Below are 19,983 nucleotides of genomic sequence, written 5' to 3' on the forward strand. Positions count from 1 at the left end.
CTCAATTTGAAATTAAAAAAAACTCAAAAATTAATATATAAATAATTTTGAAAATATTTTAATCATTCATCAGATAATGAATTTAATAATCCCATGCTTTCTATTTTAGAAAAAATAGTCTTATTAACTTTCGAACGTTTTAAAAAATCTTTTTTTGTGAAAGGTTTTATTTTTCTTTCTTCTATAATTCTTGAAGCAGCTACCGGTCCTAATCCATCTAAAGTTATAAAAGGCATTAATAATCCTTGATTTTTAACTAAAATAAAATTATTTTTTTCTGATTTATTTAAGTCAATAGGAAAAAATTGAAATTTTTCTTTTCTATTTCGAAACTCTTTAGCTACTTTTAAAATACTTAATAAATTTGCTTCTTTAGCGCTATTTTTAATATTATTATTTAAAAAATTAATTTTATTTTCGATTGCATTATATTTATCACTAGTCATAGTATCATAATCAAAATGATCAGCTCTTTTGGAAAAATAACCACTATAAAACAAAAGTGGTTTATGAAATTTAAACCAAGCAATTCTCATGGCCATAATAACATAAGCAACAGCGTGAGCCTTAGGGAAAAGATATTCAATTTTTTTTGCAGAATCAATATACCAATCTTCAATTTGATTTTCTTTCATAATCTTTTTATATTCAGACCATTGTTCTTTATTTTGAGAAGGAAGGCCTTTACGAATAAACTCCATAATTTCAAAAGCTTTTAAAGGTTCTATTTTTTTTTCAATTAATTGAATCATAATATCATCTCTACAAGCAATAATTTCATTAAATTCACGATGGTTTTTTTCATTATGATCAATTAATTTTTCAGCATTATTAGTCCAAACACCAGTTCCATGTGAAAGACCAGAAATTTTTACTAAATCAGAAAATTTTAATATTGTTTTTTGTGAATCTTTATTAACAATATCTTTTAACATTCTTCTAACAAAAACAGTTCCAAATTCTGGTATTCCTAAAACAGTATAACCTTTTATTTCGTTATCTTCAGAAAATATTTTATAAACTAACTCATCATCTAAAGGAATATCTTGAGCTTTGTTAAAATCAAATTCTTGAGGATTTTTTTCAACATAATCCATTAAAAATTTAATCATAATAGGATCATCGTGGCCTAAAATATCTAATTTTAATAAATTATTCTCGAAAGAATGATAATCAAAATGTGTAGTTTTCCATTCAGAATCTTTATCGTTAGCTGGATATTGAATAGGAGTTATATCATAAATTGAACATTCTTTAGGCACAATAACAATTCCACCTGGATGTTGACCTGTAGAACGTTTAACACCTTGTATTACTTTAGTTCTTCGTGAAATTTCACTTTCATTTAAAAATTGTTGCTTGTCTTTCAAAAAACCTTTGATATAACCATAAGCATTTCTTTCAGCTACTGTTTGAATAGTTCCGGCTCTAAAAACATTATATTTTCCCAATAATTCTTTAATATAATTATGAGCTTTTAATTGATAATCACCGGCAAAATTTAAATCAATATCCGGAATTTTATTTCCCTCAATGCCTAAAAAAGTTTCAAAGGGGATATCATTACCATCTTTTTTTAATTTTGTACCACTACCACAATTAGGACAATCTTTATTAGGTAAATCATAACCAGAATAAACTTTTCTTATTTCATTTAATTCTTGATTTAAATTATTTATTTGAATTTGTAAATTATTTTTATTTTTTTCTAAATTTTTTATTTGTTGTTCTTTTTCGATAGTTAAATTATTTATTTGAATTTGTAAATTATTTTTATTTTTTTCTAAATTTTTTATTTGTTGTTCTTTTTCTTGAGAAATAATTTTAATATCGGTATAAAAAAAACATTTAGGACAAATATAATGAGGTTTTAAAGGATTAACTTCCGTAATTTCTAATAATTTAGCAACTAAAGAAGAACCAATAGAACCACGAGAGCCTACTAAATAACCATCTGATAAAGATTTTTTTACTAATAAATGAGATAGGTAATAAATAGGAGAAAAATTTAAAGAATTTGGATCTTTTTCATCACCATTAATGATTTCAAATTCTTTGTTTATTCTATCTTTAATTAAATCATGAGGTTTTTTACCATATAACTCAGTTAATTTTGAATTTACTATAGATTTAATTTCTAATTTTATACTATCAATATTTAAATTTTCTTTAAAAGCATCATCAGATAAAGAAAAAAGCTTGTTAGGAAAAATTTTAATTTTTTCTATTTTTTGATTTAATATATTAGTGTTAGTAATGACAATTTCTTTAGCTATTTCAGAATCCAAAAAATTAAAAGAATCTAACATTTCTTGAGTAGTTAAAAAAGCATTATCTGGTAATTGAGCAATTTCATATTTAGATAATTTATGCAAACCACCACCTATTAATTTAGCATTTATATAAATTTCACGATAAATTTTTTCATATGGATGTAAATAATGAACATCGCCAGAAGCAATAATAATTTTTTTTTGTTTTTTGGATTCTTGAATAATTTTTAAAATCGTTTGTTCAATAATTTTTTTTCCTTCAATTCCTAATTCATAAATCAAATGATTATAAGATTGAGGCGGTTGAACTTCAATGTAATCATAAAAAGAAATAGCTTTTTTTAAGCTTTCTAAATCATCATTTAAAGCAATTTCAAAAACATTACCGTTATAACAACCACTACCAATCAACAAACCTTCGCGATATTGATGCAATACAGATTTTAAAACTCTCGGTTTTTTATAAAAATTATTAGTTAAAGCATCACTTAAAACTTTAAATAAATTACGATAACCAATTTGATTGCTAACTAAAACATTAATATCATAAGTTCTTTCATATTTAGAAGAAAGTGTGTCACCTAAATCATAAAAAGTAAAAACTTTATATTCATTTTCTAAAAGATTTAAAATTTTCATAAAAATTTCGGTCGTTGCTTTAGCATCATCTTTAGCACGATGATGTTCTTCTAATTTGACTTTAAACTTCGCTGCTAATCTTTTTAAAGAAAAAAATTTCATAAAACTACTAAAATAATATTGTGATAAAGCTAAAGTATCAATAACTGGAAGTAAGGGAAATGAAATATTTAATTGTTTAGATTTTTCAAAAATAAAACTTACATCAAAAGAAGCATTATGAGCTACTAAACATGTATTTTTAATAAATTTCAAAAAATCAGGAAGTACTTGTAAAATTTTGGGAGCATTTTTTAATGTTTCATTTTTTATTTTAGTTAATAAATAAATATTTTCAGGTAAATCTATTTCTGGATTAACTAAAGAATAAAATTGATCAATAACAATGTTATTTTTAATCTTAAAACCAGAGATTTCAATAATTTTATCTCTAACCTTAGAAAAACCTGTAGTTTCAATATCAAAAACAACATATTCCATATTTTTTAAAATAAAATCTTTAAACTCGGAATGCTTATTATGATTAGTTATAAAAATTGGTTTTTCTTCAATAAATTCTAACTCCGCGCCATAAATAGGTTTAATTTTTTTATCTTTAGAATATTTAAAAATTTCAGGATAGGCGTAAATACCATTATGATCTGTAAAAGCAATGGCTTTGTGTCCCCATTCTTCGGCTTTTTCTAAATAATCTTTAGCACTAGTAATCGCATCTAAATTAGACATTTTAGTATGCAAATGAAATTCAATTCTCTTTTGACCGGGATAATCATCTTTTCTCATTAAATAAAAAGGAGTTGTATTCAAAATATTATAGCAGAAGTCTATTTCTTTATCATTAAATGTTAAATTTAATAATATTTTTTCTTTATATATTATATTTTTTTTATCTAAAGAAAAATTAATTTCAATTTCTTTATCTTTTTTTAATTCTGTTTCTAGATTTTTAATCTTTGTTTTATTTTTTGTATAAAATAAAATTTTAATAGAATTATCAGATTGACATAAAAAAAAACTAAATTGATAAGAACCATTTTTACACTTTCTAGACTCAGGAAATAAAATATAACCTTTAATTTTAATTTTATTACCATAATTATCTTTAAATTTTTGTAAATTTTGTTTTTCAAAAGGTAATTCATTAAGATCATATAATAAATTTATATTATCAATATTTTTTTTAATTACATTGGTTTCATCTTTTAAAAAAAATTCTTTTAATTTTAATTTCAAATTACAATTATCTTTAAAAAATTTTTCTAAATTATTGTATTCTTCAGAATTAATTAAAGCTATAAAATCACAAGATTCAACCAAAATTTCAAAAAAATCACCATTTAATATAACATTATCTTTATATTTTTCTAATTTATCTATATATTTAAATTTTAGATAATCTTTAATATCTTCTTTAAATAATTTAAAAATATATTTATATTCATGTTCATTAACATAGCATTTATCAAAAATAAAATAATAATTTATTTTTAAATCATTTATTTGATTATTATTTTCTTTTTGAATAATTTCTTTTAATTCTGTCAAACATTTTGTCAAAGCAACAAAATTATCAATTTTTTGCGTTATAAATAAATTAATTTTAATTTTCTTTAATTTTTCAAAAATACAAACTTTTTTTATATTAATTTTATTAGTATCTAAAATTGAATATTTTTCTACTAAAGAATTTAAAAATTGTGAAATTTTATTAGAAGACATAATTTTATCTCTTTATCATTATCTTTTTATCATTAATATATCTAAAAAAAATCACATATTTTATTATGTGATTGTTATAATATAAATTTATATATAATTTAACTTTAAAATAATTAATAATATTTGGTACTGATAGTCGGATTCGAACCGACATGAGTTTTACCTCGTTTGATTTTGAGTCAAATGCGTCTACCATTTCGCCACATCAGCATAAAAACATAATTAAAAATATAATTAATCACTAATAAATATTATAACATTAAAAAATAATTATTTCAATTTTTAATATTAATTAATATTTAATTAATATTAAAAATTGAAAAAATAAAAAATATTAAAAATTTTTTTTAATATTTGGTGATTTTAAAAGAATTTTATTCATTATAAAACCAATAATCACCAAAGAAATATAAGGCAAAAAAACTCTATTAAAAATATGAATTAAAATATGAGTTTTAATTTGATCTTTAATAAAATCATTTAAAAAAGATATAAAAATTAATATTCCATCAGTTAAAAATAAAACCGAAATAAAAGATAACTTAAATTTTTCTTTTAAAAATTTTTGATAAATATCCATACCACCAGTAGTATATCCATAATTTCTAATTTGAGCCAAAGTGTAACCAAAAATAATTCCACCAAAAACTGCAGAACAAAAAAATTTATTTGTTTGATGATCAATTAAAAATCCACAAAAAAAATCATTAGGAAATTTAAAAAAATTACATAACCAGTCTATCATCATTGTCTTTATTCTATTTATGGATTCAAATTGTTGTAAATAAGATAAAAACATTAAATCTAATATCAATATAAAAACAATTAAACAAGTTTTTAAAAAAACAGTTTTTGATTCTCTAAAAAAACATAAAACTAAAGCTAAAATATTTAATATTACATATAAATTGTAATTATATGAAAAATTAGGAGTATTTAGAATTTGTTGAGGAAATAATTTTTTTAAAATAATACATAGACCATCTAAACCACCATTTACAAAATCGCTTTCAAAAGAAAATAAATTTATTCCTATAGCTAAAATGAAAATATTAATAAAGATAAAAAACCATTTATAAAAATTAATTTTCATTATTTTTTAAACTTTCCATTAATTTAAAACTTTAAAATATTAATAATTAAAATCAAAAAATATTATATTATTATTTTTGAATAATTTTTTTTTATATATTTAATTTTTATTTTATTATATAAATATAAATAAATATTTTAAATATTATATAATTTCTAAATTATTGAAATAAAGAACTAAGAAGAAATTAATTAGAATATATAAAACCGAAGGATTTAACAGATTTATAAACTTTAAAGTTTATAAGTTAGAAATTGATACTATGAAAATTTATGCCGTTCTTAAGTATAAAACTTGTAATTTAGAAAAATATCAATAATTAAAACAAAAGATAAATGAGCAAACTTATAATAAAAATTAATTTAAATAAATAACAATCGTAAATTATAAATTTTGCTCTTTATGTGGCAAATTAAGGGCTTCTTTTCTAATTAGGAAAAAATATGATGTATATACGCGTAGGGTGGCCCCTCTCTAATTTCGATAAAAAAGAATTAAAATATATAATTAACGCTATATATACTTAGAAAATTAATTATAAGATAATTCAATGTAAAATATATGAATTCTTATAATAATAAGAAAATAAAAACCCTCATTTATATTAAGATCAATAATATAAATAAAAAACTAAATATGATTATTATCAAAAGTTTAATTTTAAGAAATTTATTTAAAACTAAATGAGTAATATATGAAATTTTTTAAAAAAATAATAATATTAGTTATTTAATTATTTCCATTATTGATGATTATTTATGATATTAAAAATTTTGTAGATGATTTTTTAATCGCTTTTCGATAAACATCTAAAACTTTTTTAGCGAAATCTTCAGAATTATATTTTAAAATAGATAATTTAGCTTGTTGTGATAATGTTTGACATTTAATTGGGTGATGATATAAATCAGTTAAAATATTAATTAATTCTTTAGGTGAAGTAAAGAAAAACCCATTTTTACCATGTAATAACACATTTTCTAAAACTGCATCATATCGAGCTACCAAAGGTAAAGAAGCAGCTAAAGCTTCTATATATGTTAAACCTTGAGTTTCAAATAAGGAAGCACTAAGGAAAACATTTCCTAATTGATAATATAAACCTAATTCTTTGTAAGGTATAAAACCTACAAAAATTACATGTTCAATAATATTTAATTTTTTTACTTGCTGTTCTAATTTATTCCTAATAGGACCATCACCAATAATTAAAAACTTACTAAGAGGATTATCTAAAATAAAAAAACTAAAAACTCGGATTAAGTAATCAACTTCTTTTTCTTCGGATAAACGTCCAACATATAAACATACAAACATATTGGTTAAATTCAATTTTTGTCTTAAACAAGTGATTTTATCGGATGCATAATTTTCACTATAAAATTGAGAAAGATTTAACTGAGTCGGAATAATATGATAATCGCCTTTAATTTTATACTTATTTTTACAATGTTGTAAAGTTTTTAATGAAGGTAAAATAACAACGTTGGATTGAGAAATAAATTTATAATGTAATTTTCTAATTTGTCTAAAACCAAAATTTTTAAAAAATTGAGGCCATTTATAAAAAACTTTATTTATTAATAGATCATAAAAAGAGTGTAATGTATAAACAGTGCTGATTTTTAGTTTCTGGTGAGCATAAAGTCCTAATTTACCCATACTGAATTCTGTATGAATATGAATTATATCTAAATTCAGTTCAGCAATTAAGGACAAATATTTTTTATATCGTAAAATAAAATAATATCCTGAAAATTGTTTTAACGGAATTCGTATTCCTGGCAATCTAATAATATAAGATTGAGATATTTTAACTTTTTTTGAATTATCAACAGTTATAATATAAACTTCATGTCCGAATGATTCTAAAATTTCTTTTAAAGCTTTAGCGGAAACTATAACTCCCCCAATAAGAGGTTCATAACCATCTATAAAAAAACCTATACGCAATTTTTACTTTCCTTCTTAATTATTTTTAAAATATTAATAATATAATATATTTTTTTTAAAAAAAATATTTTATTTTTCTTTCTAATCTAATAATATAAACTTTTTTAAATAAAAGTAAAAATAAATTTTTTTCTAATACAAAATTAATTATAACTAAAAAAATGTTTTTTTTGAGATTATTAAATGTTATAATGTTATAATTAAGTTTAGTAAAAAAAATATTAAATTCAAATAGGAAAAAATATCCAAAATAAAATTATCAATAATTGACATCAAAATATTTGTTAATAAGAGGAAATCAATATGTTTTTAAAAAAATCTTTATACAACAAAAAAACTCCAAAAATGAAAATAACTTTAATATTGAATTATTTAATAATTTGTATTATAGGAATGTTCCAAGGTATTAAACAAGGCATACGAGATAAAAGAAATTTTTTTTCTATAGGTTTATTTACTCGCCAAAATAGTATAATATTAAATATTTTTCTTTCACTATGTTTGAATAAAAAATTCCAAAATTCTAAATATTATTTATATTCTAGTTTTATTTTATTAATTAATAATTTAATTATTTTTTTTATTTGCTTTTGGGAAACTAAAAAACCTCATTGTTATTTGTTAGAACATAAAATAATTCCTTTAATGTTTATTTTATTTTATTTTTATTTCAACAAAAAAATTATTAATTTAAATCATTCTTATATTGGTTTAATTTATCCTTTTTTTTATTTAGCCATCATTATGTTATTAGGAACTTATGATAAAAATTATTATCCTTATAAAATGTTCAATGATTTTGCATTTTTTTCGCAAGATCATTTTATAATATTGAGAATTTTTCTATCATTAGTAATGATATTATTAAGTTTATGGTTAATTATTATTTTAAAAAAATCAACTCAAAAAAAAACATAAAATATTTATCATTTAAATAGAAAAAATATTTTATATCTAAATATATTGAAATAATTTTTTCTATTTAAAATAAAAATGATGAAAGGTTTTTTATATGTTAATGATAAAAAATAAAAAAAATATTCCAATAATTAAAAAATATATATTTATATATTTTTTAATTATTGGAACACAATTTATTAGTTATTTCTGTTTAACCAAATTAATAGTTTTTTTATATTATTCTGGGAAACAAAATAATAGTAATCTTTCATTAATTGGTTTTATAAATAATAATAATATACAGTTACAAAAAATTTTAAATTTAGGATTTTGTGATGAAAATGGTAAATTCCCAGATCATGATTATTTAAAATATCTAATTTATATATATTTAGGAATTATTTATTATTGGTATTTGGTTCTACCGTATTTTTTTTATCAATATTTAGATAAAAAACAAAAAAAACAATTATATGATTTATTTATTAAAACCTTAATTATTTCTTATATCATTTTTATTATATTACCAATTAAAAGCCCTGAAACAAATATAATTTCGTCTCTAGAGTTTCCAAAACAACCTAATATTAGAAACAATTTAACTAATAATCTTTTAAATTTCACTTATCAAATAGATAATGATAGAGTATGTTCATGTCCTAGTTTACATGTTTTATTTACTTATATTAGTTTTGTTATTTTTCGTTCTAATAGTAAAATTCCAAAATCAATAATCTATGGACAACTAATTTTAACTATTTTAGTGTGGGTTTCAACTTTCGCCTTAAAACAACATTTTATTATCGATGGGATAATATCTACTATTTTAACTGAAATAGTTTTTATATTATCATCAAAAAAAACAAAAAATAAAATAACTAATTAATTAAATTATTTAATTTTTATAATAAAAAATAAAATTTATTTTAGTTAATAATAAACAATAATTGAAAAAAATATTATAAAATAGAAGGTAAAAAAATTTATTTTTTACCTTCTATTTATAATAAACCCAAAATATTAAATTTATTTTATATATTTTATGATTAATAAATAGTTTTTTTTATATTTTAATTCTTTCTATACAGTTAACTAGTGAAATATAACTGGTATTTTACCTAATATAAGATTTCATAATTATGAAAAAAAATCAATAAACAAATATTTAAATCATAATAAAAAAATTTAAAAATTATAGTTAGTTTAGATAATTTTCTTATTTTATAATACATCGGGATCATTTAATTAATTATCTATTTTTTTAGTAACAATATTAACATATATATATATATAAAATTAAAAATGTTAAATAATTTAAATTATTCTGTTTCTTAAATAATAACTTTTAAATTAAATAAATTATAAAAATAAAAATAATTAAATTAGGTTTTTATATATGAATAATATTTAGTTTTTTTTCATTTTTAAATTTTAAAGACGTTGGTTTAGCTGTCATATAACAAAATTCTCTAAAAATTTCATTTTTTAAATGCTCTTCAGAAATTTCAATATCAAAATCATCTAAAGTTAAATCAGTAAAATTAAATTCGGTTTTTATTTGTGAAATAATTTCTTTTTTAATATTATTACTTTCTTGTAATATTGTTGGTAAATTCGTTAAATATTTTTTTGATATATTAATATTTTTATTTGCAATGTTATTCAAGTCAATTTTGATATTTTGAATAATTAAATTTAATATTTTTTCATTTTTAAATTTTAAAGATGTTGGTTTAGCTTTAATAATAATCTTATTTTCTTCTGTTGTAAGTTCAATATCAAAATCTTCTAAAGTTAAATCATTAAAATTAAGATCTTTCTTTATGTTTGAAAATATTTTCTTTTTAATATTGATATCCTTTTTAATTAAAATTTCTTCATCTATTTCAATATTAAAAATATCAATATTAACTAAATCTTTTCGATTATCTATTATTGAATAATTTAAATCAATTTCTTCTTTAATTATAAGATTTTTTTCCTCTGCTTTTATATTTATAATTTTATTTTTACTATCAATTTTGATTTTAAAATCTGTTGAAGAAACATTTTCCAAATTCAATCTTTCTTTAAATATTTTAATTATTTTATTTTTTATTTCAACTTCATTATTATCGCTTAAATTAATTGCTAATTTAGGTAATTTTAAAGCTGTTAAACTAATTCTTGGATCATCAATGATAAAAATCAAAAAATGAGAATTTTTTAAATATTTATTATTTTCATTAGCTATTATATTGATGGATTGTTGTCCAATATTAATGTCAAATGTTAAATTTTCTTCATTTACATCATTTAAATTAATTATTTTTTTAATTTCTAATAAAGTTTTTTCTTTAATATATTTTTTAACACTTGGATCATGATAATTATCTGTCGGAATATCTCGATAATCTAAAGATATTTGTTGTAAATTTTTTAAATTTGTTAAATCAATTTTAGTTTTTTCTAATTTCAAAGAAAATTGTTTTTTATTTTTATAATTATTAGATTCCTCTACAGCTTGAACTGTTATTTTTTTTTCTGAATTTTTTATAATTTTAAAATCAGAAATAGTTAAACTATTCCAAAGAGAATTAATTTGTGGTTCTAATGATTGAATTTGTTCTAAAACTTTTTGTTTAAATAAATCATCATTATTTAAATTTTCTTCCTGAATGACAATATCAAAATCTTTAATGTTTATTAAATCTATTCTATCATCTATCATTTTAAAATTTAATATTTTTGCATTTTGAAAATTTAAAGATGTTGGTTTAGCTTTAATAATAATTTTGTTTTCTTCTATTTTAAGTTGAATATCAAAATCTTCTAAAGTTAAATCATTAAAAAAAGAATGTAATTCTTTAATTTTTAACAATAATGATTTTTTTATTTCTTCAATATTATTTTTATTCTTTTGACTTAAATTAAATAAAATTTGAGGCAAGTCGTTTATATTTTTTCTTTTATCAATTATTAATAAAGATAAAGTTGTTTCATGTTTAAAATTTAAAGATGTTGGTTTAGCTTTAATAATAATCTTATTTTCTTCTGTTTTCAGTTGAATATCAAAATCTTCTAAAGTTAAATCTGAAAAAAAATCATTTTGAAGCAATTGTTTCCAAACTTCTTCTTTATTTTTTTCATAATTTTGATAATTTCTTTTTTCAATTGTAATAATATCAAATTGATTTATTAAAGAGTCTTCTTTTTGTAAATCTTTTCTAATGGAATAAATTTTATCATAAGTAATAGAAAATTCTTTTTTATTTTTAAAATTTAAAGATGTTGGTTTAGCTTTAATAATAATTTTATTTTCATTTTTTTTTATTTCAACATCAATTTCATTTAAATTTAAATTAATAAATTTTGCTGAATCATTTTGTATTTTATTTATAAATTTTTTAAAACTATTGCTATAAATAGATAAATCTTGCTCATCCATAAAAATATAATCAATTTTAATATCTGCTAAATCTGTCTTCAAAGAAAATTTTGCAAGATGAAAAATTTTTTGATGTTCAAAATTAGTGGATGTATCTTTAGCTTGAATAAAAATTTTATTTTTTTCTTTATCTAAACTAATATCAAAATCATCTAACGTAAAATTAAAAAAAAGAGGTTCTGTAACTTTTATTTGGTCAAAAACTTTTAATTTAATTTTATAATTAAATAATAAATCATCTTCTGGTATATAAATCTTATCAATATTAATACTTCGCAAATCTTTTTTATTTAAATTGAAGATAAAATTAAATTTTTTTTCATTTTGAAAATTTAAAGATGTTGGTTTAGCTTTAATAATAATTTCATATTCTTCTAATAAAATTTCAATATCAAAGTCATTTAAAGTTAAATTGAAAAACAAAATATCTAATTTTTGTATTTGCGGAAGAATTTCCAACTTAACAGCCGATGCATTCATTAAATTTTGTTTACTAATTTTTAAACTATTCATTTCAATGTTAAGTTGTTGTAAATCTTTTTTCTCTTTTTTTAGTATCAAATCTAATTTTTTATGATTTTTAAATTTGAAAGACTTTGGTTTAGCTTTAATAATAATTTTATTTTCTTTTGTTTTAAGTTTAATATCAAAATCTTCTAAAGTTAAATCACTAAAAAAATAATCTGATTGTTGAATTTGTTGAAGAATTTCAAATTTAACAACATCTATGTTTTCTAAATTTTGTTCATTAATAGAAATATTATTAAGTTTAATGTATTTTAAATTTGTCTTAAGTGTTTCCGTTTTGTAATCTAAAATTTTTTCATTTTTAAAATAAAGAGATTTTATGTTAGGTTTTACTATAATTTTATCAGATGATGGAAATTCAATATTAATTTCTTTAGAATTAAAATTATCAATTTTATTTTTTTGTTTAATTTTTAAAATAATTTCATCAATCAAATTAAAGTTTTTTTCCAGAATTTTTTCTCCAGATATTAAAACTTTTTCATTTATTATTTCTGATAAATCTTTTCTATTATCTATCTTTTGCCAATTAAAAATTTTTTCATTTTTAAAATTTAAAGATGTTGGTTTAGCTTTAATAATAATCTTATTTTCTTCTGTTTTCAGTTCAATATCAAAATCTTCTAAAGTTAAATCTGAAAAAATATAATAATTTTTTATTTTAGATAAAATTTCTTTTTTTATAAATGATGAAGAAGTATTTATAATATTGCGAGGAATTAACCAAATATTGTCAATAATAATATTAGATAAATCTTTTCGATTATCTAAAATTTCCCAATCAAAAGTTTTTTGATTTTGAAAATTAAGGTTGGTGAATTTAGATTTAATTATAATCTTTTTTTCTGGTAAATTCATTTCTATGTCAATATCTTCTGGCGTTATATTAAGCATTTGTGGTTCTGTTTTTAATTGTTCAATAATTCTTTCTTTTACAACAAATATATCTTTCGATAAATCTTCTAAATTGGAAAATAATTTTTTTGTATTAATTGTATTAATTTTTATTGGTAATTTTAATAATTCTTTCAATAATAGTTCTTTTTCATTTTTAAAATTATAAGATGTTGGTTTGGCTTTAATAATAATTTTATTTTCTTTTGATGAGGCAAAATCAATAAAAACATCACCTAGACTTAAATTTTGAAAATAAGAATCTTTTTGAAGTTGTGGTAAAATTATCCGTGATTTTATTTCATCATCAATTTTTTTTTGATTTATGTTTTCTATAAAAATATAATTCAGATTCAATTTGGATAAATCTTTACGGTAATCTACAATTTCAAATAAAAAAGTTTTTTTATTTTCAAAATGATTAGATGTTGATTTAGCCTTTAAATCAATAGAATTTTGATCCCTATTAAATTTAAAATCTATCTCTTCTAATAAATTTATATTTTCTAAAGAAATATTTTTATAAAATGTTTCGGTTGTTTGTTGAAGATGTCTTGAAAATTCTTTTATAAATTCTGTTTGAATTTGATTATCTGTAATTTCTTTTTTATTATGTTTATCATTATTTAATGTTAATAGATTTAAATATATTTTTTTGTCAAATTTCAGATTTGATAAATTAATAATTTTGTTATTATTTTTAGCAAATAAAAATAAATAAATAATAACAGATATTATAGTTATTAATATAATAATATTTCTTTTATTAAAAAGAACTTTTGTAAAATTAATCATTTTTGTATCTTTATCCTTTAAAAGTAATCGCGATAGAATTAAGGGGAGTTAATTTTTTAAAATACTACCCTTTACAAATATCTACGCTAATGAGATACCAAGCAAGTTTCCAAGCATAAGGTTTTTATATTATAATTTGAAGTTTTTTTATTCTATAAATATTAATTTCTATAAAATATTTTACTTATATGTTATAAATCTCTTTTCATCAAAATTAGACGAATTTGAAATCTTTTCTTCTAAGTAGGAAAAATTATTAGCTTTTTGATTAAAGGAAATTTTTACAACTAATAAATTGTTAGCTTAAAAAATTAAGAAGAAAATTGTAAGTTTCCATATTTCTCTCTTATTTCCATCTATAATAAATTTTTTTATCCCATCATAAATTATCGGTTTAATATCATTATAAATTTTCATAATATCAATGTTCATTTCATAAACCTAAAATATTTTTAAAATTACAAAATTTTCAAAGATTTGCTAAATATAAGTAGTTTTTTCTTAGTCTTTGTGTATAATAATACCCTCTTTATTAGATAGTTATATATTTTTTCCTTTTATAATTATAAAAGTTTTTTTACACATTTTTTTAAGAAAATATATTAAAATTTTCTAAAAATTAATTTTTAATTATTCAAAATTACTACGTTTTTTTACTTTAATTTTTACTTTTTATTACTATTTTTATCTTTTTGAATATAAAAATTACTACCCTTAATACTTTTTATAAGCAAAATAATGATAGAACTTTGCTTTACTGAAATGAAAAAGATATTATGTAATAATAAAAAAATTATATATATATATATATATATATATATGTAAAAATTATTTTTCATCTCAATGAGTTATTATATTTTAAACATATATTTTATTAGATTGATAATTTTAAATATTATGATTAAAATTTATTTAAACATTCTAAGATCAAAAACTTAAACTATTTTTTTCTAATTGTTCTTATTAATCTACTTTTAATCTTAAATTAATAATTTTTTCATCATCCAATTTGATTATTTAATTTAATTCTAAATTATTTCGTTTTTAGAAACAAGAAAATATAATATAGCATTATCGCCATTATAATCAAAGAACTTGTTTCAAATAAGAATTATTTAAATAATAATTTTAGACATCTTTATAAATTATTGATAAGAAGTAAAATTTTTTTTATGATACACATAATTATAAAACAAAAAAACATAATTTTAAAATTTTTTTATATCATAATAAATAATATAATATTAATATAGTAGTTAATTTTTTTAATAATACATATAATTATAAAACAAAAAAACATAATTTTAAATTTTTTTTATATCATAATAAATAATATAATATTAATGTAGTATTTAATTTTTTTAATAATTAAATTATTATAAAATCAAGAAAGGATGTATTTTTTTAAAAATAAAAATGAAATATATAATAAAATCAAAAAAAAAAAAAATTTGTTTTAAAAATAATTATTAAAATATTTTTTTATATAATTATTTTTTTAAGTTTTTTTTATTTTTACAATTTTATAATTAATATAAAAGGCATGCCAATTTATAATCTTAATAATAAAAAAAATACTTTGGTTCCTGATTTTCCGATTTTAATAACTACTGATGATATTAAAAAAAATCTTTTTACAAATAATCAAATTGAAAAATTAAGCGTTAACGTTGCAGAATTAAAAAAAGTTGGTTTAAAAGTGAGCGATTTTAAACATTCAAGTGTGAAAGCGGATGATTTAAGAAAAATAGATAAAGATCCACAAAAACAAACTTTATTTTATACTATAAAAGAATTAAAAGAGGCGGGTTATAATTTAAAAGAAATCAAAGAATTAACTAAAGATAAAGTTTCTAGTGATGAAAAAGCTTTTAATTTAATAGATTTTAAAGAAGCTGGTTTTAAAGCGGATGAATTAAGAAAAACAGATACCACTCCACAAGAACAAACTTTATTATTTAATCTAAAAGAATTAAAAGAGGCGGGTTATAAGTTAAAAGAAATCAAAGAATTAACTAAAGATAAATCTTCTAGTAATGAAAAAGCTTTTAATTTAATAAATTTTAAAGAAGTTGATTTTAAAGCTAAAGATTTTAAAGAAGCTAGTTTTAATGCAGATGAATTAAGAAAAACAGATACCGATCCAAAAAAACAAACTTTATTATTTAGTCTACAAGAATTAAAAGATGCAGGTTATAAGTTAAAAGAAATCAAAGAATTAACTAAAGATAAATTTTCTAGTGATGAAAAAGCTTTTAATTTAATAAATTTTAAAGAAGTTGATTTTAAAGCTGAAGATTTTAAAGAAGCTATTTTTAATGCGGATGAATTAAGAAAAACAGATACCGATCCAAAAAAACAAACTTTATTATTTAGTCTAAAAGAATTAAAAGATGCAGGTTATAAGTTAAAAGAAATCAAAGAATTAACTAAAGATAAATTTTCTAGTGATGAAAAAGCTTTTAATTTAATAAATTTTAAAGAAGCTGGTTTTAAAGCTAAAGATTTTAAAGAAGCTAGTTTTAATGCAGATGAATTAAGAAAAACAGATGCCGATCCACAAAAACAAACTTTATTATTTAGTCTACAAGAATTAAAAGATGCAGGTTATAAGTTAAAAGAAATCAAAGAATTAACTAAAGATAAATTTTCTAGTGATGAAAAAGCTTTTAATTTAATAAATTTTAAAGAAGCTGGTTTTAAAGCGGATGAATTAAGAAAAACAGATACCACTCCACAAGAACAAACTTTATTATTTAATCTAAAAGAATTAAAAGAGGCGGGTTATAAGTTAAAAGAAATCAAAGAATTAACTAAAGATAAATCTTCTAGTAATGAAAAAGCTTTTAATGTATTAAATTTTAAAGAAGTTGGTTTTAAAGCTGAAGATTTTAAAGAAGCTGATTTTAATGCGGATGAATTAAGAAAAACAGATACCTCTCCACAAGAAAAAACTTTATTATTTAGTCTACAAGAATTAAAAGAGGCGGGTTATAAGTTAAAAGAAATCAAAAAATTAACTAAAGATAAAGCTTCTAGTGATGAAAAAGCTTTTAATGTAATAGAATTAAAAAAAGTTGGTTTTAAAGCTGAAGATTTTAAAGAAGCTGGTTTTAATGCGGATGAATTAAGAAAAACAGATACCACTCCACAAGAAAAAACTTTATTATTTAGTCTACAAGAATTAAAAGAGGCGGGTTATAAGTTAAAAGAAATCAAAAAATTAACTAAAGATAAATCTTCTAGTAATGAAAAAGCTTTTAATGTAGGAGAATTAAAAAAAGTTGGTTTTAAAGCTGAAGATTTTAAAGAAGCTGATTTTAATGCGGATGAATTAAGAAAAACAGATACCACTCCACAAAAACAAACTTTATTATTTAGTCTACAAGAATTAAAAGAGGCAGGTTATGATCTAAAAGAAATCAAAGAATTAACTAAAGATAAAGCTTCTAGTAATGAAAAAGCTTTTAATGTAGGAGAATTAAAAAAAGTTGGTTTTAAAGCTGAAGATTTTAAAGAAGCTGATTTTAATGCGGATGAATTAAGAAAAACAGATAAAGATCCACAAAAAAAAACTTTATTATTTAATCTAAAAGAATTAAAAGAGGCGGATTATAATCTAGAAGAAATAAAAGATTTAACTAAAGATAAAGCTTCTAGTGATGAAAAAGCTTTTAATTTAATAGATTTTAAAGAAGCTGGTTTAAATGCGGATGAATTAAGAAAAACAGATACCGATCCAAAAAAACAAACTTTATTATTTAGTCTAAAAGAATTAAAAGATGCAGGTTATAAGTTAAAAGAAATCAAAGAATTAACTAAAGATAAATTTTCTAGTGATGAAAAAGCTTTTAATTTAATAAATTTTAAAGAAGTTGATTTTAAAGCTGAAGATTTTAAAGAAGCTATTTTTAATGCGGATGAATTAAGAAAAACAGATACCGATCCAAAAAAACAAACTTTATTATTTAGTCTACAAGAATTAAAAGATGCAGGTTATAAATTAAAAGAAATCAAAGAATTAACTAAAGATAAATTTTCTAGTGATGAAAAAGCTTTTAATTTAATAAATTTTAAAGAAGTTGATTTTAAAGCTGAAGATTTTAAAGAAGCTATTTTTAATGCAGATGAATTAAGAAAAACAGATGCCGATCCAAAAAAACAAACTTTATTATTTAGTCTACAAGAATTAAAAGATGCAGGTTATAAGTTAAAAGAAATCAAAGAATTAACTAAAGATAAATTTTCTAGTGATGAAAAAGCTTTTAATTTAATAAATTTTAAAGAAGCTGGTTTTAAAGTAAATGAATTAAAAGAGGACGATTATAATGTAGAAGAATTAAAAAAAGTTGGTTTTAAAGCTAAAGATTTTAAACAATCAGATTTTAATGCGGATGAATTAAGAAAAACAGATGCCGATCCACAAAAACAAACTTTATTATTTAGTCTACAAGAATTAAAAGAGGCAGGTTATAAGTTAAAAGAAATCAAAGAATTAACTAAAGATAAAGCTTCTAGTCATGAAAAAGCTTTTAATGTATTAAATTTTAAAGAAGTTGGTTTAAAAGCGGATGAATTAAGAAAAAAAGATATTAATCCACAACAACAAACTTTATTATTTAGTCTAAAAGAATTAAAAGAGGCGGGTTATAATCTAAAAGAAATCAAAGAATTAACTAAAGATAAAGCTTCTAGTCATGAAAAAGCTTTTAATTTAATAGATTTTAAAGAAGCTGGTTTAAAAACAAAAGAATTATATGAAATTGGTTATAATGTAGAAGAATTAAAAAAAGTTGGTTTTAAAGCTGAAGATTTTAAACAATATGCTTTTAATGCGGATGAATTAAGAAAAACAGATGCCGATCCACAAAAACAAACTTTATTATTTAGTCTACAAGAATTAAAAGATGCAGGTTATAGATTAGAAGAAATCAAAGAATTAACTAAAGATAAATTTTCTAGTGATGAAAAAGCTTTTTCAAAAAGAGAATTAGAAAAAAATTTTATTTTTTCTAAAGTTAATGAATCATATAACATTTTATATTTATTATTTGTAATAAGTATTTTTTTCTTATTAAGTTTTTTTGTTATAAAAAATAAAAAAACTTCAATTTAAAAAAATAAATTATTTAAAAATTTAAATTATAATATTTTTGAATTTTAAAATAAATAAAATATAAAAAAATAAAATAAAAATATCTTAAAATATGTAAAAAATAATCTTAAAATAAAAAAAAGTATTATTTAAAAACTTTAGAATTTTTTTAAAATTTAATAATTTAAAATATTAGATCGATATTTATCGATCTTTTTTTTGTTTTAAAAAGAAAGAAATGAAAATAAAAAATGTTTAAATTTAATAAAATAATAAAATAAAAAATAAAGTTAAAAAATAAATATTATATAATTTAAAATGACTAATTTTTTGAGAAATAAAGTAAAATAGAAACGTCAAATTAAATCTAAATTATACAAATAAAACTAAATTGTTTATTAAAAAATTAACAATTTAGTTTTATTTATGATATAGAAATGAAATATATTATTATATTCAGTATTTATTATAAGGAAAAATCAATAATTTAATTTTATGCAAATAAAGTTTATAAAATTACCAAAAAAAAATTTTATAAAAAAAATAACTAATATTAAAAATAGAAAAATACATAAATTAATATATGCAACGGAACAAACAATGGAACTACTAAAAAACACAAAAATAAAATAAAAAATCGTTTATTAAATTTAATTGAATAATAACT

At 19.0% G+C, this 19,983-nt stretch carries 7 protein-coding genes and 1 tRNA gene; 3 read left to right on the top strand and 5 right to left on the bottom strand.

All coding sequences use genetic code 11. From position 1 onward, the window contains the following. Positions 1-62: 62 nt before the first annotated feature. The 4 genes from ATP_RS00405 to ATP_RS00420 all read right to left on the bottom strand — a co-directional run bounded on the left by ATP_RS00405 (position 63) and on the right by ATP_RS00420 (position 7,677). Positions 63-4,631: an exonuclease domain-containing protein gene (locus tag ATP_RS00405; RefSeq protein WP_012504237.1), complete on the bottom strand. Its 4,569-nt coding sequence runs from the start codon at positions 4,629-4,631 to the stop codon at positions 63-65. 124 nt (positions 4,632-4,755) lie between these two features. After that, positions 4,756-4,841 (bottom strand) — tRNA-Leu (locus ATP_RS00410). A gap of 124 nt (positions 4,842-4,965) precedes the next feature. Then, positions 4,966-5,724 (bottom strand): YitT family protein, encoded by a 759-nt coding sequence (locus ATP_RS02735; RefSeq protein ID WP_012504238.1) that lies wholly within the window; start codon positions 5,722-5,724, stop codon positions 4,966-4,968. Between the two features lie 756 nt (positions 5,725-6,480). Further along, entirely contained in the window at positions 6,481-7,677 is a 1,197-nt protein-coding gene (locus ATP_RS00420; protein WP_012504239.1) for a glycosyltransferase, read from the bottom strand. Positions 7,678-7,980: 303 nt separating this feature from the next. Between ATP_RS00420 and ATP_RS00425 the strand changes: the two genes are divergently transcribed. Further along, positions 7,981-8,595, top strand: coding sequence for a hypothetical protein (locus ATP_RS00425; RefSeq protein WP_012504240.1), 615 nt, complete (start codon positions 7,981-7,983; stop codon positions 8,593-8,595). A gap of 100 nt (positions 8,596-8,695) precedes the next feature. Beyond that, positions 8,696-9,463 (top strand): phosphatase PAP2 family protein, encoded by a 768-nt coding sequence (locus ATP_RS02740; RefSeq protein ID WP_158300317.1) that lies wholly within the window; start codon positions 8,696-8,698, stop codon positions 9,461-9,463. Positions 9,464-9,967: 504 nt separating this feature from the next. Here the strand turns inward: ATP_RS02740 and ATP_RS00435 are convergent. Further along, the gene (locus ATP_RS00435; protein WP_012504242.1) at positions 9,968-14,221 is read right to left on the bottom strand and encodes a ligand-binding sensor domain-containing protein; all 4,254 of its coding nucleotides are present in this window, start codon (positions 14,219-14,221) and stop codon (positions 9,968-9,970) included. Between the two features lie 1,543 nt (positions 14,222-15,764). Between ATP_RS00435 and ATP_RS00440 the strand changes: the two genes are divergently transcribed. Continuing rightward, complete coding sequence (locus ATP_RS00440) at positions 15,765-19,337, top strand: hypothetical protein (RefSeq protein ID WP_012504243.1); 3,573 nt, start codon at positions 15,765-15,767, stop codon at positions 19,335-19,337. Positions 19,338-19,983 lie beyond the last annotated feature (646 nt).

It is taken from the genome of Candidatus Phytoplasma mali (assembly GCF_000026205.1).
Classification (GTDB): domain Bacteria; phylum Bacillota_I; class Bacilli_A; order Acholeplasmatales; family Acholeplasmataceae; genus Phytoplasma; species Phytoplasma mali.